Origin of the sequence: Micromonospora fiedleri (genome assembly GCF_016774385.1) — a bacterium.
Classification (GTDB): domain Bacteria; phylum Actinomycetota; class Actinomycetes; order Mycobacteriales; family Micromonosporaceae; genus Micromonospora; species Micromonospora gifhornensis.
The window spans coordinates 51,166-69,473 of sequence record NZ_JAETXL010000004.1 but is presented as its reverse complement, the minus strand read 5'-3'; the positions used below and the strand labels follow the sequence as shown (position 1 = coordinate 69,473).

At 71.2% G+C, this 18,308-nt stretch carries 17 protein-coding genes; 10 read left to right on the top strand and 7 right to left on the bottom strand.

Going from position 1 to position 18,308, the window contains the following annotated elements; all coding sequences use genetic code 11:
• Window positions 1-24: 24 nt before the first annotated feature.
• From JMF97_RS11255 to JMF97_RS11245, 3 genes are read left to right on the top strand one after another with little or no spacing between them, the layout of a single operon-like run.
• A complete protein-coding gene (locus JMF97_RS11255; protein WP_013731057.1) occupies window positions 25-183 on the top strand; it encodes a DUF4244 domain-containing protein in 159 nt (52 codons plus the stop codon).
• Between the two features lie 47 nt (window positions 184-230).
• Window positions 231-548 carry a TadE family type IV pilus minor pilin gene (locus tag JMF97_RS11250; RefSeq protein WP_238359279.1) on the top strand — a complete coding sequence of 106 codons (318 nt, stop codon included), beginning with the start codon at window positions 231-233 and terminating at the stop codon, window positions 546-548.
• Entirely contained in the window at window positions 545-898 is a 354-nt protein-coding gene (locus JMF97_RS11245; RefSeq protein ID WP_203221551.1) for an Rv3654c family TadE-like protein, read from the top strand. Before JMF97_RS11250 ends, JMF97_RS11245 begins: the two co-directional genes overlap by 4 nt.
• Before the next feature lie 82 nt (window positions 899-980).
• On the opposite strand, the gene JMF97_RS11240 is transcribed toward JMF97_RS11245, so the two are convergent.
• From JMF97_RS11240 to JMF97_RS11225, 4 genes are all read right to left on the bottom strand, one after another.
• Complete coding sequence (locus JMF97_RS11240) at window positions 981-1,397, bottom strand: hypothetical protein (RefSeq protein WP_238359226.1); 417 nt, start codon at window positions 1,395-1,397, stop codon at window positions 981-983.
• Between the two features lie 258 nt (window positions 1,398-1,655).
• The gene (locus tag JMF97_RS11235) at window positions 1,656-2,234 is read right to left on the bottom strand and encodes an LURP-one-related family protein (protein WP_013731061.1); all 579 of its coding nucleotides are present in this window, start codon (window positions 2,232-2,234) and stop codon (window positions 1,656-1,658) included.
• A gap of 105 nt (window positions 2,235-2,339) precedes the next feature.
• Window positions 2,340-2,546 carry a hypothetical protein gene (locus JMF97_RS11230; protein WP_203221549.1) on the bottom strand — a complete coding sequence of 69 codons (207 nt, stop codon included), beginning with the start codon at window positions 2,544-2,546 and terminating at the stop codon, window positions 2,340-2,342.
• A gap of 112 nt (window positions 2,547-2,658) precedes the next feature.
• Window positions 2,659-5,133: a DEAD/DEAH box helicase gene (locus tag JMF97_RS11225; RefSeq protein ID WP_203221548.1), complete on the bottom strand. Its 2,475-nt coding sequence runs from the start codon at window positions 5,131-5,133 to the stop codon at window positions 2,659-2,661.
• A 142-nt stretch (window positions 5,134-5,275) separates the two neighbouring features.
• Between JMF97_RS11225 and JMF97_RS11220 the strand changes: the two genes are divergently transcribed.
• The 6 genes from JMF97_RS11220 to topA all read left to right on the top strand — a co-directional run bounded on the left by JMF97_RS11220 (window position 5,276) and on the right by topA (window position 13,403).
• On the top strand, window positions 5,276-5,617 hold the full coding sequence (locus JMF97_RS11220; protein ID WP_013731064.1) for an STAS domain-containing protein: 342 nt from the start codon (window positions 5,276-5,278) through the stop codon (window positions 5,615-5,617).
• Window positions 5,617-6,051, top strand: coding sequence for an ATP-binding protein (locus tag JMF97_RS11215; protein ID WP_013731065.1), 435 nt, complete (start codon window positions 5,617-5,619; stop codon window positions 6,049-6,051). Before JMF97_RS11220 ends, JMF97_RS11215 begins: the two co-directional genes overlap by 1 nt.
• Before the next feature lie 326 nt (window positions 6,052-6,377).
• On the top strand, window positions 6,378-8,759 hold the full coding sequence (locus JMF97_RS11210) for a sodium-translocating pyrophosphatase (RefSeq protein ID WP_203221547.1): 2,382 nt from the start codon (window positions 6,378-6,380) through the stop codon (window positions 8,757-8,759).
• A 120-nt stretch (window positions 8,760-8,879) separates the two neighbouring features.
• On the top strand, window positions 8,880-9,422 hold the full coding sequence (locus tag JMF97_RS11205) for a hypothetical protein (protein WP_043722676.1): 543 nt from the start codon (window positions 8,880-8,882) through the stop codon (window positions 9,420-9,422).
• On the top strand, window positions 9,413-10,198 hold the full coding sequence (locus JMF97_RS11200) for a hypothetical protein (RefSeq protein WP_203221546.1): 786 nt from the start codon (window positions 9,413-9,415) through the stop codon (window positions 10,196-10,198). The genes JMF97_RS11205 and JMF97_RS11200 overlap by 10 nt, the downstream gene beginning before the upstream one ends.
• A gap of 376 nt (window positions 10,199-10,574) precedes the next feature.
• Window positions 10,575-13,403: a type I DNA topoisomerase gene (topA, locus tag JMF97_RS11195; RefSeq protein ID WP_203221545.1), complete on the top strand. Its 2,829-nt coding sequence runs from the start codon at window positions 10,575-10,577 to the stop codon at window positions 13,401-13,403.
• 83 nt (window positions 13,404-13,486) lie between these two features.
• Here the strand turns inward: topA and JMF97_RS11190 are convergent, their stop codons facing one another.
• Both JMF97_RS11190 and JMF97_RS11185 read right to left on the bottom strand, forming a co-directional pair.
• A complete protein-coding gene (locus JMF97_RS11190; protein ID WP_203221544.1) occupies window positions 13,487-14,407 on the bottom strand; it encodes a DUF559 domain-containing protein in 921 nt (306 codons plus the stop codon).
• 147 nt (window positions 14,408-14,554) lie between these two features.
• Entirely contained in the window at window positions 14,555-15,868 is a 1,314-nt protein-coding gene (locus JMF97_RS11185; protein WP_203221543.1) for a D-arabinono-1,4-lactone oxidase, read from the bottom strand.
• A gap of 223 nt (window positions 15,869-16,091) precedes the next feature.
• Between JMF97_RS11185 and JMF97_RS11180 the strand changes: the two genes are divergently transcribed.
• On the top strand, window positions 16,092-16,736 hold the full coding sequence (locus JMF97_RS11180; RefSeq protein ID WP_203221542.1) for a TetR/AcrR family transcriptional regulator: 645 nt from the start codon (window positions 16,092-16,094) through the stop codon (window positions 16,734-16,736).
• Window positions 16,737-16,827: 91 nt separating this feature from the next.
• Here JMF97_RS11180 and JMF97_RS11175 read toward each other — a convergent pair whose 3' ends face one another.
• Window positions 16,828-18,036: an amino acid deaminase/aldolase gene (locus JMF97_RS11175; RefSeq protein ID WP_203221541.1), complete on the bottom strand. Its 1,209-nt coding sequence runs from the start codon at window positions 18,034-18,036 to the stop codon at window positions 16,828-16,830.
• Window positions 18,037-18,308 lie beyond the last annotated feature (272 nt).

The window sequence follows — 18,308 nt, the reverse complement described above, 5'->3', positions numbered from 1 at the left end:
AGAAGGGACGACCAAGTGCGCAAAATGCTCGCCCGCCTGCGCGGGGACGCCGGCATGAACACCGCCGAGTACGCCGTCGGGACGCTCGCGGCGGTGGCCTTCGGCGGCATCCTGCTCAAGGTACTGACGTCCGACAGCGTGCAGTCGGCGTTGGCGGCTGTCATCGACCGGGCGCTGAAGTGACCGGGCGCCGGCTGGCCGGTCGTGACCGAGGCTCGTTCACCGCCGAGATGGCGGCCGGTCTGCCGGCGCTGCTGCTGTTCCTGCTCACCGGCCTGACTGCCGTCAACGCGGTCGGCACCAGGTCGGCCTGTCTGGATGCGGCCCGGGAGGCGGCGCTGGCCGCCTCCCGGGGCGAGGACGGCACACGCGCCGGCAACCGGTACGCCCCACCGGGCGCGTCAGTCACCGTGGTGGTGGAGGGCGAACTGGTCCGCGCGACGGTCCGCGCCCCGGTACGGATTCTCGGCGGTGACCTTCCGGTGATCACTGTGGTGGGCGGGGCCGTGGCGGTCGCCGAGCCGGGCGTACCGGAGCCGCAACCGTGAGGACCGAACGGGATCGTGGCGGGGCCACCATCTGCCTGTTGGCGGCGGGGCTGGTGTTCGTCCTGGCCGGCCTGTTCGGTGCCGGCGTCGGCGCCGCCCGGATGGCTCGCCAACAGGCCCGGGTGGCCGCCGACTTCGGTGCCCTGGCCGGTGCCGCCCGGGCCCTGCAGGACGAGCCGACGGCATGCGCGCGGGCTGCCGAGATCGTCGCCGCTAACGGTGCCCGGTTGGTGCGGTGTCACCTCGACGGGCTGGACGTCCTGGTCACCGCCGCGCTGACCGTGGAGCCGCTGCCCGGGCTGCGCCGGGTCGCCACGGTGACCTCCCGAGCCGGTCCGCTGCGCGGCTGATCATCAGCACGCTGACGACCATCCTGCGGCCAGGCCGGCCAGCGCCGCGAACAGCCTGCGGGCGCCTCGATCGCAGGCAGGGTCAGCTCAACCGGCTGAGACCGTCGGTGATGGCCGTACGGAGTTGGTTGCCGTACTCGTCTGCCGGCAACGCGGCGACGTGTTCGGCCGCTCGCTCGAAGGCGGCGCGTGCGGCACCGGGATCGCCCAACCGTTCGTGCGCCATTGCCACGCTCACGTGCAGCGATGGGTACAGGGCGCTGACTCTGGGGTCACCGACCGCGTCGGCCTGCCGCAGTGCCTCCTGGTTCCAGCGCAGGACCTCCTCGGGGTCGTCCTGTTGCCGGGCCAGGTAGTGCGCCGCGACACAGGCGTCGTAGCTGTCGGTACGCCTTGACCAGGCCTGTTCGAACAACGCCCGTGCGTCGGTCGGTCGGCCCTCCGCCTCCGCCCGCATCCCGTCCTGACACAGCTTGAGCACCGGATTGTCGAGGTCCATCACTGCTCCCGTTGATCGCCGACTGGCTGACGCGACGATCCTCAGGGCTCAACCAACATGAGGATCAAGCGGCAGCATCGCGCGCGGTGGGGCGCGGCGCGGTGGGGCGCGGCGAGGCGGGGCGGGAAGCAGTGCGGCGGGGCGGTCGGGCTCGCCGACGGGGCGGGTGCCGAGGCGACTCCTCCGGTACGGCGCGCAGCGAGGGCCGGGCGAGATCGCCCGGGACTGTGCGCGGCGAAGGAGTCGCCCCGGAAACGGTCAGCGGCTCTGGAGGGCGTCCAGCGCGATCGCCATGGCGATCACCAGGCGACGGTCGATCTGCGGGTGCTGGATCTGGACCACATACCGGTCGCGCAGGCCCCACTTCTTGATCACCGAGAAGACCGGCTGCCCACCGGCGACGAAGTCGAAGTGGTAGGGCAGCCAGGACAGCGAGTCGACGAAGCGGCGCAGCAGCGCCACCGGCATGCTGCGCTCCTGGCCGGTGACGGCGGGCAGGCCGGCCTGCTCGACGTGCCAGGTGGAGCGGAGCAACGACTGCGCAAAGTCCTTGCGGAACAGGCCGATCGGGTTGCCGGCGTGGTCGGTGACGTCGTATGTGGCGGCGAGGTCGAGGCGCTGGCGGGCCTTGAACCCGAGCAGCGGATGCTGCTTCGAGTCGTCGGTGTAGATCGTCACCTGCTCCTTGAAGGCGAGCCGCTTCTGCTGGGCGAACGCCAGCAGGCCGCCCTCGGTGCCGTCCGGGGCCACGCTGTGGACCTCGTACTGGTTGACCATGAGGCGGATCCGTTGGCGGACGTGGAACTGGTGCTGCGACTGCAGGCTGTCGAGCTGCATGAAGTCTCCTCAACTCTGATGCGCCGGAGTGTCGCACAGCCCGGCAACGGCAGCATCGAGCGGCCGCGATGCTGACGGCGCTGAGGGGTGAATCAGCGAATTCCGTCAGCGAATGCCGTCGGCGGTCGACCGGTGCGTCACGTTGGTGAGCAACTGCTGGATGGTGCGCAGCCGTTCGTTGATCTGATCCAGCCGTTCGGCCTGCGCCAGGGTGGCGAGCGCCGTGCTCAGGGCGATCTGCTGATCGACGCTGAGCTTCTCCTGGTCGATGGTGTAGAGCAGGTCGACGGTCTCGGCGATGGTGTCGGCCACGGCCCCTCCTCACGTACGCGGACGAACAGCGAACAGCGAGCGCAGGCCAACGAGCATCGATGGAAGCGCTCCCACCTTTCTTGCCCGTACGCCCCGGGTTTTATGCCTGGTGTCAGCGCGGCAGGTTGTTCAGCACCACGTCGAGCACCCGGACGGCACCTGGCTTGGACAGCGGGTTGTTGCCGTTGCCGCACTTGGGTGACTGCACGCAGGACGGGCAGCCGGTCTCGCAGCCGCACTCGTCGATGGCGTCGCGGGTGGCCTTGAGCCAGGCGGCGGCGGTGCCGTACGCCCGCTCCGCGAAACCCGCCCCGCCGGGGTGACCGTCGTAGACGAAGACCGTCGGCGCCTCGGTGTCGGGATGCACCGCGGTGGACAGCCCGCCGATGTCCCACCTGTCGCAGGTGGCCAGCAGCGGCAGCAGCCCGATCGCGGCGTGCTCGGCGGCGTGCAGCGCCCCCGGCACGTCGGCCGGGTCCACCCCGGCCGAGGTCAGCGACTCCGGTGAGAGGGTGAACCAGACCGCGACGGTACGCAGTTCCCGGGTCGGCAGGTCCAGCGGCCGGGTGTCGATCACCTCGCCGGTGGCGATGCGTCGCCGCTGGTACGACACCACCTGGCTGGTCACGTCCACCTCGCCGAGGAACAGCCCGACCGGCCCGGCGTCGACGTACGAGCGCACCGACACCACCGACAGCGAGGTGACGTCCCGCGCGTGGGTGGACCAGTCCGGCTCCTCGGGGTGGACGAGCGCGCAGCCGTCCTCCAGATCGAGGGAGTCGACCACGTAGGACACGCCCTGGTGCAGGTAGACCGCGCCGGGGTGCAGCAGGAAGTGCGACGAGCCGCCGTCGACGGTGCCGAGCAGCCGGCCGGTCGCCGCCTCCACCACGCAGACCGGGGCACCGCCCTCGCCGCGCAGATCCACCTCGGGCCGTTCGCGGTGCCGCCAGTACCAGCCGGTCGGCCGCTGCCGCAGCGCACCCGCCTCGACCAGCGCCTCGACGGTCTCCTTAGCGCTGTCGCCGAAGAGTTCCAGATCGGCGACGGTCAGCGGGGCCTCGGCCGCCGCGCAGGCCAACTGCGGCCCGAGCACGTACGGATTGGCCGGGTCGAGCACGGTGGCCTCCACCGGCGTCCCGAAGAGCGCCTCCGGATGGTGCACCAGATAGGTGTCCAGTGGGTCGTCCCGCGCGACAAGCACCGCGAGGGCCTCCTGCCCGGAGCGTCCGGCCCGGCCGGCCTGCTGCCACAGCGACGCCCGGGTGCCCGGGTACCCGCAGATCAACACCGCGTCCAAGCCGACCAGGTCGACGCCCAACTCCAGGGCATTTGTCGAGGCCAGGCCGAGCAGGTCACCGTGCAGCAGCGCCCGTTCCAGCGCCCGCCGTTCCTCGCGCAGGTAGCCGCCGCGGTAGGCGGCCACCCGGTCGCCGAGCCCGGGCACCGCCTCGTCGAGGCTGCGCCGCGCGCTGGTCGCCACCACCTCGGCACCCCGCCGGGACCGGACGAACGCCAGCGTCCGTACGCCGGCGGCGACGCTGTCCGCGAGCAGGTCGGCGGTCTCCCGCAGCGCCGACCGGCGGACCTGGGTGAGGTCGGCCACCTCGGCGTCGAGGGTGGGATCGGGTGGCGCGACGCCGGATCGCGGCAAATCCGGATCACGGCGCGGCGCCGGCGCGGACGCGGACGGCGATGACGCAGGCGGCGATGACGCGGACGGTTCGGCGGCGGGTAGCAGCGGTGGCTCCCACAACGCGAAGGTCACCCCGGCCCGGGGCGAGGTGTCCTCGGTGACCGCCGTCACCGGCAGGCCGACCAGTCGACCGGCCGTCGCCGCCGGGTCGCCCGAGGTCGCCGAGGCCAGTACGAAGGTGGGGCCGGCGGTGTTGCCGTACCGGGCGCACTGCCGGCGCAGCCGACGCAGCACGTGGGAGACGTGCGAGCCGAACACGCCCCGGTAGACGTGACACTCGTCGATCACCACGTACCGCAGTCGGCGCAGGAATCCCGACCACTGCGCGTGGCCGGGCAGGATGCCGTGGTGCAGCATGTCCGGGTTGGTCAGCACGAACCGGGAATGCCGTCGGATCCACTCCCGCTCGGCACGGGGGGTGTCACCGTCGTAGCAGGCCGGGCGTACGCCCTCGATCTCCAGCTCGGCGACGGCGCGCAACTGGTCAGCGGCGAGCGCCTTGGTCGGTGCCAGGTAGAGCACGGTGGCGCGGGCATCGGCGAGCAGGGTGGCCAGCGCGGGCAGGTGGTACGCCAGCGACTTGCCGGAGGCGGTTCCGGTGGCGACGACGACGTGTCGCCGGTCGTGGGCCAGCTCGGCCGCCTCGGCCTGGTGCCGCCAGGGCGCGCTCACCCCGCGTCGGGCGTACGCGGTGCGCAGTTCCTCGGGAGCCCAACCCGGCCACGGTGCCGGCGTCCCCGCCCGGGACGGCACCCGTTCGACATGGGTGACCGGATCGGTGGCGTGCCGTTGCCGCAACTGGCGTAGCAGGTCGCCGGGCGCGGCGGCCGGAACCGGGGCGGGGCCCGGCTCACGGCCCCGGCCGGCGGATACGCTGGCTGCCGAGGTCACGTCCTGCACTCTCGCACTGGTGTTCGGAAATGGGAAATTGACCCACCGGTGCGGTGAGTCCGGCCCCCGGTGAGTCGTCGGGGGGCCTCGGGGGTAGTGGTTAGATGCCCAGAGAGCTTACGGCCGCGTCGAGGGAGGACCGATGGAGCTGTCGCTGGCGACCCGCACCGTGGGGGAGCACACGGTGCTCGAGGTCGGCGGTGAGGTGGATGTCTACACCGCCCCTCGGCTGCGCGAGCGGCTGCTGGAGTTGATCGACTCCGGTGCCCGGCACGTGGTGGTCGACCTGGGGCGGGTCGACTTCCTCGACTCCACCGGGCTGGGCGTGCTGGTCGGCGCGCTGAAGCGACTGCGGACCGCCGACGGCACCTTCTCCCTGGTCTGTGACAAGGAGCCGCTGCTCAAGATCTTCCGGATCACCGCGTTGGACCAGGTCTTCCCACTGCATCCCACGGTCGAAGCAGCGACCGGCGCCGGCGCGTGATGGCGACGGTACGGCTCTCCTTCTCCCCGGCGCCGGTGCACGTGCGTACCGCTCGCCTGGTCGGGGTGGCGGTCGCCCGGCGGGCCGGGGTCCGCGAGGATCTGCTCGACGAGGTACGCCTGGCCATCGGTGAGGCTTGCACCCGCGCGGTCGCCCTGCACCGCCAGTACGGAGTGGCCGAACCGGTGCTGGTCGAGATGTCCGACTCCGGGACGTACGCGGTGCGGGTGGTCGACCGGGCCCCGATCGAGGCGAGTATCGGCCTGGCTGCGCTCGACGCCGACCAGTTGGCCAACGAGTCGCTCAACGAGGACGACCTCACCACCGGGGTGGGCTTCGCCCTGCTCGCCGGTTTCGTCGAGGACCTCCAGGTGCGCCCGGTCGACGACGGCATCGGCACCGAAGTCCGGATGGTCTGGCCGCTGAACCGCTGACCGAACTGCTCCGTTGACCGCCGCCGCCTTCCCTGAGCAGGGAATGCGGCGGCTTCGTCATGGATCCGGCCCTATATCAGATTCCGCCTCATAACACAGCGACGAAGATCATCGCGGCGCGCCGCCACCTCGCTGTGACCTCGGACACTGCGGAGGGCTAGAGTACGCGGGTTGTCAGCAAGTGATCCCTCGGACAACCAGCGCGGCTGGGCCTGGCGGCGCGGGTCCACCGAGGGTGGCTCAGCGCGCACTTGCGAAATCCGCATCCAGGCGCAGGTCGGTGCGTCTCCACCGGCCGGCGCGTTGTTCGGCACAGGAGGACACAGATGTCCGACAGCTTGGCCGCCGAGGGCGGCGGCGCGATCTCCCTCACCGGAGCCAATGTCACGTACGTCGTCATCGCCGCGGTGATCGCGCTGGTAGCGCTCGCCTTCGCCGCCGCGTTGACGAAGGCCGTGCTGGCCGCCGGCAAGGGCACCGAGAAAATGCAGGAAATCTCCGGGGCCGTGCAGGAGGGCGCCTCGGCCTACCTGTTCCGGCAGTTCCGGACTCTGGCGATCTTCGTGGTGGTCGCCGTAGTACTGCTCTTCCTGCTGCCGGTGCACCAGACCGACGGCAGCGAGACCGCGGTGAAGATCGGCCGTTCGCTCTTCTTCGTGGTCGGTGCGCTGTTCAGCGCCTTCATCGGCGGTGCCGGCATGTGGCTGGCCACCCGGGCCAACCTGCGGGTGGCCGCCGCCGCCCGGGAGCGGGAAGGCGGCCGGGAAGTCGCCATGAAGATCGCCTTCCGGACCGGTGGCGTGGTCGGCTTCCTCACCGTCGGTCTCGGCCTCTTCGGTGCCGCGCTGGTGGTGCTGATCTTCCGGGGTGACGCGCCGACGGTGCTGGAGGGCTTCGGCTTCGGCGCCGCGCTGCTGGCCATGTTCATGCGGGTCGGCGGCGGCATCTTCACCAAGGCCGCCGACGTCGGCGCCGACCTGGTCGGCAAGGTCGAGCAGGGCATCCCCGAGGACGACCCGCGCAACGCGGCCACCATCGCCGACAACGTCGGTGACAACGTCGGTGACTGCGCCGGCATGGCCGCCGACCTGTTCGAGTCGTACGCGGTCACGCTGGTCGCCGCGCTGATCCTGGGTCGCGCCGCGTTCGGCACCGACGGCCTGGTGCTGCCGCTGATCATCTCCACCATCGGTGTGCTGGTCGCCATCATCGGCGTCTTCATCACCAAGCTGCGTGCCTCCGACCGCAACGGGCTGACCGCCATCAACCGGGCCTTCTACCTGTCCGCGCTGATCTCGGCGGTACTGGTCGCGGTGGCCACCTTCGTCTACCTCCAGCCCTCGTGGGCCGCGCAGCTCGGCGACGACTGGCGGACCGCGCTCGGCGTGGACGGCGGCGACCCGCCGTTCGGCCCGCGTGGCGTGGTCATCGGCGCGGTCGTCATCGGCATCGTGCTGGCCGCCGCCATCCAGGCGCTGACCGGCTACTTCACCGAGACCAACCGCCGTCCGGTGCAGGACATCGGCAAGAGCTCGCAGACCGGCCCGGCGACGGTCATCCTGGCCGGCATCAGCGTCGGCCTGGAGTCGGCGGTCTACTCGGCGCTGCTCATCGCCGCCGGCGTCTTCGGTGCCTTCCTGCTCGGTGGCGGCTCGATCACCCTGTCGCTGTTCGCCGTGGCGCTGGCCGGTACGGGTCTGCTCACCACCGTCGGCGTGATCGTGGCGATGGACACCTTCGGCCCGATCTCCGACAACGCCCAGGGCGTGGCGGAGATGTCCGGCGACATCGACGAGCACGGCGCCCGTACGCTCACCGAGCTGGACGCGGTGGGCAACACCACCAAGGCGATCACCAAGGGCATCGCGATCGCCACGGCGGTGCTGGCCGCGACCGCGCTGTTCGGCTCGTACACCGACACCCTGCGCATCGCGTACGCCGACGCCGGGGTGACCGACGTCGGTGCCGAGATCCTGGGCGCGCTGAACGTGTCCAACCCGCAGAACCTGGTCGGTCTGATCATCGGTGCGGCGGTGGTGTTCCTCTTCTCCGGCCTGGCCATCAACGCGGTCTCCCGCTCGGCCGGTGCCGTGGTGATGGAGGTCCGCCGGCAGTTCCGTGAGCTGCCCGGCATCATGGACGGCACCCAGCGCCCGGAGTACGGCAAGGTCGTCGACATCTGCACCCGGGACGCGCAGCGCGAACTGCTGACCCCCGGCCTGCTGGCCATCCTGGCGCCGATCGCGGTCGGTTTCGGCTTCGGACCCGGCGCGCTGGCCTCGTACCTGGCCGGTGCGATCGGAGCCGGCACCCTGATGGCGGTCTTCCTGGCCAACTCCGGTGGCGCCTGGGACAACGCCAAGAAGATGGTCGAGGACGGCGCGTACGGCGGCAAGGGCTCCGACGCGCACGCCGCCACGGTCATCGGCGACACCGTCGGTGACCCGTTCAAGGACACCGCCGGCCCGGCCATCAACCCGCTGTTGAAGGTGATGAACCTGGTGTCGCTGCTGATCGCCCCGGCCGTGGTGGCCTGGAGTATCGGCGACGACCGCAACACCGGCCTGCGGATCACCATCGCGGTGGTGGCGACGCTGATCGTGGTCGCGGCGGTGGTGTTCAGCAAGCGCAAGAGCATCGCGCTCGACGAGGGCTCCGACAGCGGATCCGGCACCGCGGACCCGCGCCCGGAGGAGATCAAGGCCTGACCCTGCGGTCAGCATCACCGGTCCCCGGGCGGCGACACCGTCGCCCGGGGACCGGTCGTCGCTGCGGGGCGGCCCGCCTGACCGGTGCCGACCGGCAGAGGAGGCCGTACGCTGCAACGCATGCGTACGTGCCGGGCGGACGCCGCCAGAATGTTGACGGTGGTCCTGGCTACGTCGGTTCTGTTGGCCGGTTGTGGGTCCAGCGGTCCCAGTCCCCGGGCGTGGGCCGCGTCGGTGTGTTCGGCGTTGACCCCGTGGCGGGCCGAGATCAGCAAGCTGACCAGCAGCACCGACCAGCAGATGACCGCGCAGACCACTCCCGCGCAGGCCAAGGAGAACCTGGTCCGGCTCTTCGGCGGCGCCGAACAGGCCAGTGAGGACGCTCGCCGCAAGGTGGAGCAGGCCGGAGTGCCCACGGTCGAGAACGGCGCGGAGATCTCCGAGGGCTTCCGGGCCTCCCTCGCGTCGATGCGCGACGCCTACGGCCGGGCCCGGGCCACGATCGACGGGCTGAGCACCGGTGAGCCCCGCGTCTTCTACGACGGCGTGCAGACGGCGGTGGAGACACTGCAACAGGACTACGACGCCAGCGCGCTGGACACCAGCCGGCTGAACTCGGAGGAGTTGAAGCGCGCTTTCGACGAGGTGCCCGAATGCCATTGAGCGGCTCCGGTGAGACATCGGCGGCGCAACCGCTGCCGATGTCCTTCCCGCTGCCTGCTGCGGCACCACCGACCGCCCGACGCCCCCGCGCACGGGCGGTCGCTTCCGATCCGACCGAGGAGACACCCGCCGGGGAGACACCGGACGACGAAACCGCCGGGGAGACGCGGACCCGGGAGACACGGACGCCGGTCGGGGACCGGCAGCTGGTCTTCTTCGGGGCGGAGACCGCCGAACCCTCGGTCGCCGACCTCGCCGGCCTGCTCGCTGGGCCAGGTGAGGTGCACCGGATGGGCGGTACCGCCCGGTTGTCGGTGGTGGTGGACGCCGGGTGGCGGGTGCACGTGCTCGTCGCCGAACTGGCCCAGCGCGGGGTCCGGGCCACCTGGACGCCGACCGAGGACCAGCGGTACGCCGTGCGGACCGCGTACACCCGGGCGATCGTGCCGCTCGCGGCGGCGTGGCTGCGCGGCCCGACGCAGCAGCCACCGGCCGGCTTCCAGTTGGACGGCCGACGGCTGCGGCTCTGGCTCGCCGCGGCCGGGGTGGTCGACCCGCCGGAGATCCTGCTGCACCTCGGGGGTGTCGATCCGGGCCGCTGGTCGGTGGTCGGGGCGGCCCTGACCGCGGCCGGGCTGGTCGGCGAACTGGTCGAACCGGGCGCGGGCGGACCCGCGTACCGGATCAGCGGTCGACGCCGGGTGCTGCGGCTGGCGGAACTGGTCGGCGAACCGCCACCGGCCGCGCCGCCCGGTGCCTGGCCGGTCCGCGACTGACCGTCCGTGGGTCCCGGCCGGGCCCCGCTTTCCCGGGCCTGACCGGCTCCTCGAAGTCCGGCCGGTCCGGACCGGGCGGGCGACAGCTGTCCGATCTGGGACAGCCGGGCGTCAGCGCACACCGGGAGAAACGGCCGGGTTCCACCTCCACCGAGGGGCTGCCATGGTCACAGTGGCACGCTTTACACCCTACCCAGGGTGTACGGTGACGCCGTTCGGCGTGAGCATGGATCGTCCGTAGCGGATTGCCGCCCGCGAAACCCGAAACACGGACGGCGCGTTACGTTGGACATCCGGACCGCCGGGTATCGGGGGGTCGAGCGTGCCCCGAACCGGACAGGCGCGGCCATCGAGTGGGAATGAGGTCGAAACCGAAGTGCCGAGCAACGCTGGAACCACCCGTCTGGTCATCGTCGAGTCGCCGGCGAAGGCCAAGACGATCTCGGGCTACCTCGGCCCGGGGTACGTCGTGGAGGCCAGCTTCGGGCACGTCCGCGACCTGCCGCGCAACGCCGCCGATGTGCCCGCCAAGTACAAGGGCGAGCCGTGGGCCCGGCTCGGCGTCGACGTGGACAACGGCTTCCACGCCCTCTACGTCGTCTCCGCCGACCGCAAGCAGCAGATCAGCAAGCTGACCAAGCTGGCCAAGGAGGTCGACGAGATCTTCCTGGCCACGGATGAGGACCGCGAGGGTGAGGCGATCGCCTGGCACCTGGTGGAGACCCTCAAGCCGAAGGTGCCGGTCCGGCGGATGGTCTTCCACGAGATCACCAAGCCGGCCATCCAGGCGGCGGTGGCCAACCCGCGCGAGATCGACCGGGACCTGGTCGACGCCCAGGAGGCCCGACGCATCCTCGACCGGCTCTACGGCTACGAGGTCTCCCCGGTGCTGTGGAAGAAGGTCATGCCGAAGCTGTCGGCGGGCCGGGTGCAGTCCGTGGCGACCCGGATCGTGGTCGAGCGTGAGCGGCAGCGGATGGCCTTCCGCACCGCCGAGTACTGGGACATCCTGGCCACCCTGGCGGTCGCGAACGCGGGCGAGGGCCCGCGCACCTTCAACGCCACCCTGGTGGCCCTCAACGGCGACCGGATCGCCACCGGCAAGGACTTCGAGCCGACCACCGGCAAGGTGCGCGCCGGGGCAGGCGTCGTCCACCTCGACTCCAGCGGAGCGCGAGGGCTGGCCGCCCGCCTCGAAGGGCGACCCTTCACGGTCACCCGGGTCGAGGAGAAGCCCTACCGGCGCCGCCCGTACGCGCCGTTCATCACCTCCACGCTCCAGCAGGAGGCGGCCCGCAAGCTGCGGTTCTCGTCGCAGCAGACGATGCGCACCGCGCAGCGGCTCTACGAGAACGGCTACATCACCTACATGCGTACCGACTCGGTGAACCTGTCGGAGACCGCCATCGCGGCGGCCCGCCGGCAGATCGTCGAGCTGTACGGCGAGCGCAGTGTGCCGCCGGAGCCGCGTCGCTACACCGGCAAGGTGAAGAACGCCCAGGAGGCGCACGAGGCGATCCGCCCGGCGGGGGACAACTTCCGCACCCCGGGCGACGTGGCCAAGGAACTCTCCGCCGAGGAGTACAAGCTCTACGAGCTGATCTGGCGGCGCACCATCGCCTCGCAGATGACCGACGCGGTCGGCTCCAGCGTGTCGGTGCGGATCCGGGCGACCACCACCGCCGGTGAGGAGGCCGACTTCGGCGCCACCGGCAAGACCATCACCGACCCGGGCTTCCTGCGGGCGTACGTCGAGTCCAGCGACGACGAGAACGCCGAGGCCGAGGACGCCGAGCGGCGACTGCCCAACCTGGTCAAGGACCAGCCGCTGACCGCCGACGAACTGGCCGCCCAGGGCCACCACACCCAGCCGCCCGCCCGCTACACGGAGGCGTCGCTGGTCAAGGCCCTGGAGGAACTGGGCATCGGGCGTCCGTCCACGTACGCCTCGATCATGCAGACCATCCAGGACCGCGGGTACGTCTTCAAGCGCGGCCAGGCGATGATCCCGTCGTTCCTGGCGTTCGCGGTGATCGGGCTGATGGAGCGGCACTACCCGCGCCTGATCGACTACGACTTCACGGCCAGCATGGAGAACGAGCTGGACGAGATCGCCGGTGGCGATCACGCGGCGGTCGACTTCCTCACCGCGTTCTACTTCGGCACCACCAACGGCGCCGGTGACCAGGACATCGCCCGCTCCGGTGGGCTCAAGAAGCTGGTCACCGAGAACCTCAGCGACATCGACGCGCGCAGCGTCAACTCGATCCCGCTGTTCACCGACGACGAAGGCCGTGAGGTGGTGGTGCGGGTCGGCCGGTTCGGGCCGTACCTGCAACGGGCGCTGCCCGGCGAGCAGCCCGCCCCGAAGGCGGAGGGCGAGGAGGGCGGCACCCCGGGCGACCGGGCGCCGATTCCCGAGGGCCTCGCGCCGGACGAGCTGACCCCGGAGAAGGTGCACGAGCTGTTCCTCGGCGGCGGGGGCGAGCGCAAGCTCGGCGACGACCCGGCGACCGGCGAGCCGATCCTGCTCAAGTCCGGCCGCTTCGGCCCGTACGTGGCCAGCGGGGAACGCAAGTCGTCCCTGCTGCGCTCGCAGTCACCGGATTCGCTCACCCTCGACGAGGCGCTCAAGCTGCTCAGCCTGCCGCGCCTGATCGGCGTGGCACCGGACGGCGTCGAGGTGTTCGCCAACAACGGCCGCTACGGCCCGTACGTCAAGCGGGGCGACGAGTTCCGTTCGCTGGACTCGGAAGACAAGATGTTCACCGTCACCCTCGACGAGGCGCTGGCCCTGCTGGCCGCCCCGAAGACCCGTCAGCGTCGGGCCGCCGCCCCACCGCTGCGGGAGATGGGTGCCGACCCGCTGACCGAAAAGCCGCTGGTCATCAAGGACGGCCGGTTCGGCCCGTACGTCACCGACGGGGAGACCAACGCCTCCCTGCGGCGCGGCCAGACGCCGGAGGCACTGACCCTGGAGGAAGCCTCCGAGATGCTCGCCGAAAAGCGAGCCAAGGGCCCCGCCCCCAAGAAGACCCCGGCGAAGAAGACCGCCGCCAAGAAGACCACCGCCAAGAAAGCCCCAGCCAAGGCCACTGCTGCGAAGGCCACCAAAGCCACCAAGGCCACCCCCGCGAAGGCCGCCAAGGCCACCCCCGCCAAGAAGGCCGCCCCCAAGAAGGCCACCTCCGCGCACACGGAGTAACCACCCCAACGTCACCTTCCACGCGCACGGATCAACTGACTCGCTCACCAGCCAACGCCAACTCCGCGCACAGAGATCTCTCGTCAAGGGCGCCAGCCGGCGGCGAGCAGGGCGGCGCGGAGTTGGGCGATGACGTCGGCGGGGTGGTGGCGGATGGCCCAGGCGGGGAAGCGGAGCACTCGGTCGCCGCTGCGCCACAGATCGTTCTGTCGGCGCATGTCTGCCCAGGCGGTGGCCGGGTCGAGGTGCTGGCTGCCGTCGATCTCCACATGCACCCGCCACTCCTCGAACCAGGCGTCCAGGTAGCGGCGTCGACCAGTGGCGTCGTGGCGGACAGCCTGCCTCGTGGGTTCGGGCAGCCCGGCGCGACGGACCAGGCGCAGGAAGTCGAGTTCGGGCAGGGAGTGCGCACCGCCCACCGCATCGGTGGCGGTCTGCGCGATCAACGCGCGACGGCGGGCGCGGGGAAGACGATCCAGCACCTGGCGTACGTCGTCACCACCGACGAGGCGCTGCTGAAATCCGGCAGCGATGATCGCCCGAGCTTCCTGATCGCTCGGTGCCCACTGCGCCGCGTCCACCAACGACCGAGCCGGCATCGTCCGGCGGGGCTGCCCCACATCGAGGACGTCCGCGGCCGGCAGCAGGGTGGTGCGGTGTACGCGGACACCGGGCGGCATGGCCCGGGTCCGGTGATTCGCCGGCAGCAGGATGTGCACGACCTTGTCGTCGTACCTGCGCAGGCCCCACGCACGTGCGGCGCTCAGCCCGCCGAGCACCGCCGCCGGCCCGGCGGACAGGACGCCGATCCACGGCAGTTGTGCCGGCGCGATCGGCCCGTTGTGCGTGACGTAGACCGCCCGGTGCACCTGCCGCCAGCGGCCGACGTCGACCCGGTGCCGAATCGCCTTCGGCGACAGGTACCGCCGAGCCTGGTCGAGGCTGAGCACCTGCTCCTGATGAAACAGCAACCAGGCCAGCTCACCCGCCTCATCCCCCGGCAACCCACCTCCCGCCCACCCACTCTGTCCCCGCACACCCCCACCCTGCCCACCCACACTCCCGTCGCGCTGCCCCTGTGGACAGCCACGAGATCTTGGTACGAAAGTGCCCCTCCAGGGGCGGTCTCGTACCAAGATTCAGATCGGGCTTCAGCCGAGGAGTGCGGTGAGGTGGGGGGTGGTGAAGATGTGGTGGGGGTCCAGGTGGGTGCGGATGCGCTGGAAGTCGTGCCAGCGGGGGTAGGCGTCGGCCAGGGAGGCGGCGTCGCGCCAGTGCAGTTTGCCCCAGTGGGGGCGTCCGCCCAGCTCGGTCGCCACCTGTTCGAAGGCGCGGAAGTACGGCTCGTAGGGCATGCCGATGTACTGGTGCAGGGCGACATACGCCGATTCGCGCCCGTACGAGTGCGACAGCCAGATCTCGTCGGCGGCGGTGAAGCGCACCTCGACCGGGAAGAGCACCCGGAACGGCAGCCGGTCGATGATCCGGCGCAGGGCGTCCAGCGCCTCGGGCAGGGCGTCGCGCGGTAGCGCGTACTCCATCTCCACGAAGCGGACCCGGCGCGGGGTGCAGAAGACCGTGTCGGAGCGGCCGGTGTAGATGCGTTCGCTGAGCGCGCGGGCGGAGACGGCGCTGATCGTCGGGACCAGGGCCGGCATCGCGCGGCCGAGCCGGCAGGCGCCGGCGAAGACGGTGTTGGCCAGGAAGTCGTCGTCGAGCCAGCCGCGCCAGCGGGGCAGCGGGCGATCGTCGTCGGGCACCCGGTCGTTGACCTTCAGCTGCGCCTGGCTGCTGTACGGGAACCAGAAGAACTCGACGTGATCGTGGGTGCCGATCAGGTCGGGCAGGTCGGCCAGCACGGCGTCCAGGGCGGCGGGGCGTTCGTGGGCCCGCAGCACGAAGGCGTCCACGCAGCGCAGCGTCACCTCGACAAGTACGCCGAGCGCGCCGAGCGAGATCCGGGCCGCGTCGAACACGTCGGGGTGCTCGTCGGCGGAGCAGTGCAGCACCTCGCCGGTGCCGGTGACCAGGGTCAGCGCGGCGACGAAGGTGGCCAGCCCGCCGTACGCCGCGCCGGTGCCGTGGGTGCCGGTGGAGATCGCCCCGGCCACCGTCTGCGCGTCGATGTCGCCGAGGTTGGGCAGCGCCAACCCGTGACCTGCCAGTAGCGCGTTGAGCTGCCGCAGGGTCATCCCGGCCGGTACGGTGACAAGGCGCTGATCGACGTCCACCTGTACGTCGATGGCGAGTCCGGCCAGGTCCATCCGGCTACCGTCGCCGACCGCGACGGGGGTGAAGGAGTGGCCGCTGCCGACCGGGCGGATCCGGGCACCGGTCTCGGCGGCGGAGCGGACCTGCTCGACAACTTCGGTGACGGTGGTGGGGCGCAGAACCGCAGCCGTGCTGTGCTGGTTGCCGGCCCAGTTCGACCAGGCGGTGGCGTCGCTGACGCTGCTTCCAGGCATCGGCGCTCCTTCACATTGAATATGAACCGAGTTCATATCAGGAACGTTGTTCCTGGTAAACACCGCAATCGAGATTCGCTCGTTGTACCGGTAGTCACGAACTGGTGACGTGTAGATATGTTCATCCGTCGAGAGGGGGTGGCGAGTGTCCACTTCAGCCGCCACGACTGGGCCGCTGCGCCGGGTTCCGGTGCAGGGTCGTAGCGTCGCGCGGGTCCAGCGAATGCTGGACGCTTGCGCCGAACTCGTCGACGAGGTGGGGTACGAAGGGCTGACCACCACCCTGCTCGCCGAGCGGGCAGAGGTGGCGATCGGGTCGGTCTATCAGTTCTTTCCGGACAAGCGGGCGATCGTGCAGGCGTTGACGCTGCGCACGATGGAGGCGTACCTCCAGCGGCTCGACGAGCGCTTCGCCTCGGACGACCTGACCCACTGGTGGGACGGGGTCGACGCGGGCATCGACGAGTACATCACCATGCACCGCACCGTTCCCGGATTCCGTACCTTGCACTTCGGCGACGTGGTCGACCTGCATCTGCTCGATGAGCAGCGCGACAACAACGGGGTGATCGCCGACCAGTTGGCGCGCGTGCTCACCGAGCGCTTCGGCCTTGCCGACGTGCCCGACCTGCAATTCCATCTGGAAATCGCGGTGGAGGTGGCCGACGCGCTGATCAAGCTCGCGTTCCGGCGTACGTCCGACGGCGACGAGCGGGTGCTGGCCGAGGCGAAGGCGCTCATCCGCGACTACCTGCACCGTCAGGTGGACGCCCGGGGCGATGCCGGGCACCGGCCGGTCGTGCAGCCCGCGAAGCCGGCCGACGATCAGATCATCGATTCCGCGGAAACCGCGGCGCAGCCCGCCTGACGCTCGCCCTCCCGCCCGGCGCGGCCCTGCGGTCACCCCGCTCCACCCGCCGAACCCGTCAGGTGCGTACCCCAGCGGCTGGCGGCGGGTTTCACAGGAAGGCGCGGCTCTCGCCCCGGTAGGTCGGCACGGTGGCCACCACCTCGTCCCCGTCCACCAGGTGCAGTTCGTTGACGTGTTCGCACAGCTCGCCCGACTTCGCGTGGCGGAACCAGACCCGGTCACCGATGCGCAGCGTGGCGGCCGTGCGACCGGCCAGCGGGGTCTGCACCTCGCCGGCACCCTCGGTGCCGACCAGCTTGAGTCCGGCGGGCAGCCACGGTCGGGGCAGCCGGCTGCGGCTGGCCGATCCGGAGGCGATCCAGCCGCCGCCGAGCACGGTGGCGAGCCCGGGTGCCGGCCGGCGGACCACCGCACAGGCGAAGAAGGCCGCCGGGGTGGGACGCCAGTCGCGATAGCCGTCGAACAGTGTCGGCCCGTACAGCCCTGATCCCGCGGTGACCTCGGTGACCGCGGGATCGGCGCTGGTCGCGGCCACGCTGCCGGTGCCGCCGCCGTTGACAAATTCCAGGTCGGCGTGGTCGCGCACGGCGGCCACCGCCGCGGCGCGGCGCGCCAGCAGCTCGCGGTACGACCCGCGCTGGGCCAGCCGGATCACCGCGCCGAGCGCCCTCTGCCCGGGCGGCGCGTCACCGACCCCGGCGATCTGTGCCTCGTACGACATCAGGCCGACCAGCCGGAAGCCGGGCCGGGCGGTGATCGCGGCGGCCAACCGGCCGGCGGCCTCGGCGCTGTGCACCGGTGAGCGGCGGACGCCGACGTGCACCCGGCCGCCCAACAGTCGCCACGAGGCGTCCAGGTCGAGACAGATCCGCAGCTCAGCCCGGCTCCCCGGCGACCGCACGGTGTCGTGGAAGTCCAGCTGATCGGGGTCGTCGACCATCAGGGTGATGGCGGCGGCCAGAGCCGGATCGGCCGCGAGTTCGGTAAGCGCACCCCGGTCGACGGTGGGGTACGCCACCAGCACGTCGTCTGTGACGCCGGTACGCACCAGCCAGATCGCCTCGGGCAACGTGAACGCCATCACCCCGTGCCAACCGGGGCGGGCCAGCGCACGGGCGATCAACTCGCGGCAGCGCAGCGACTTGCTGGCGACCCGGAGGGGCTTGCCGCCGGCCCGGTCGACGAGCGCGGCGGAGTTCGCATCGAAGGCGGCCAGGTCGACCACGGCGTACGGGGGATCGAGGTGCCGGGTCGCCCGGTCCAGCCGGTGGCGCAGATTCTCGCTGTCGGTGGCCACGTGTGCACGCTAACTGTGAAACGGTGAATGCGAAACACCCTCGCGTCCTGCCTGCGCACCATGAGTTGGCCACAGCGGCCTAGGCTCGGCGGGCAAGGCGAGGCGTGACGGGGGCAGGTCCCCGCAGGTCTAGAGTGTTCCACCGGGGGTGCCCAGCGATGGGCCGGCACGTGGAGGTACGGCCATCGAAAGCCAATTCAACGGCGAGTCGTCCGGCGTGTCGCCGTCCACGAACCAGCCCACCGGCCAAGCCGGCCGCTCCGGCGGCACGA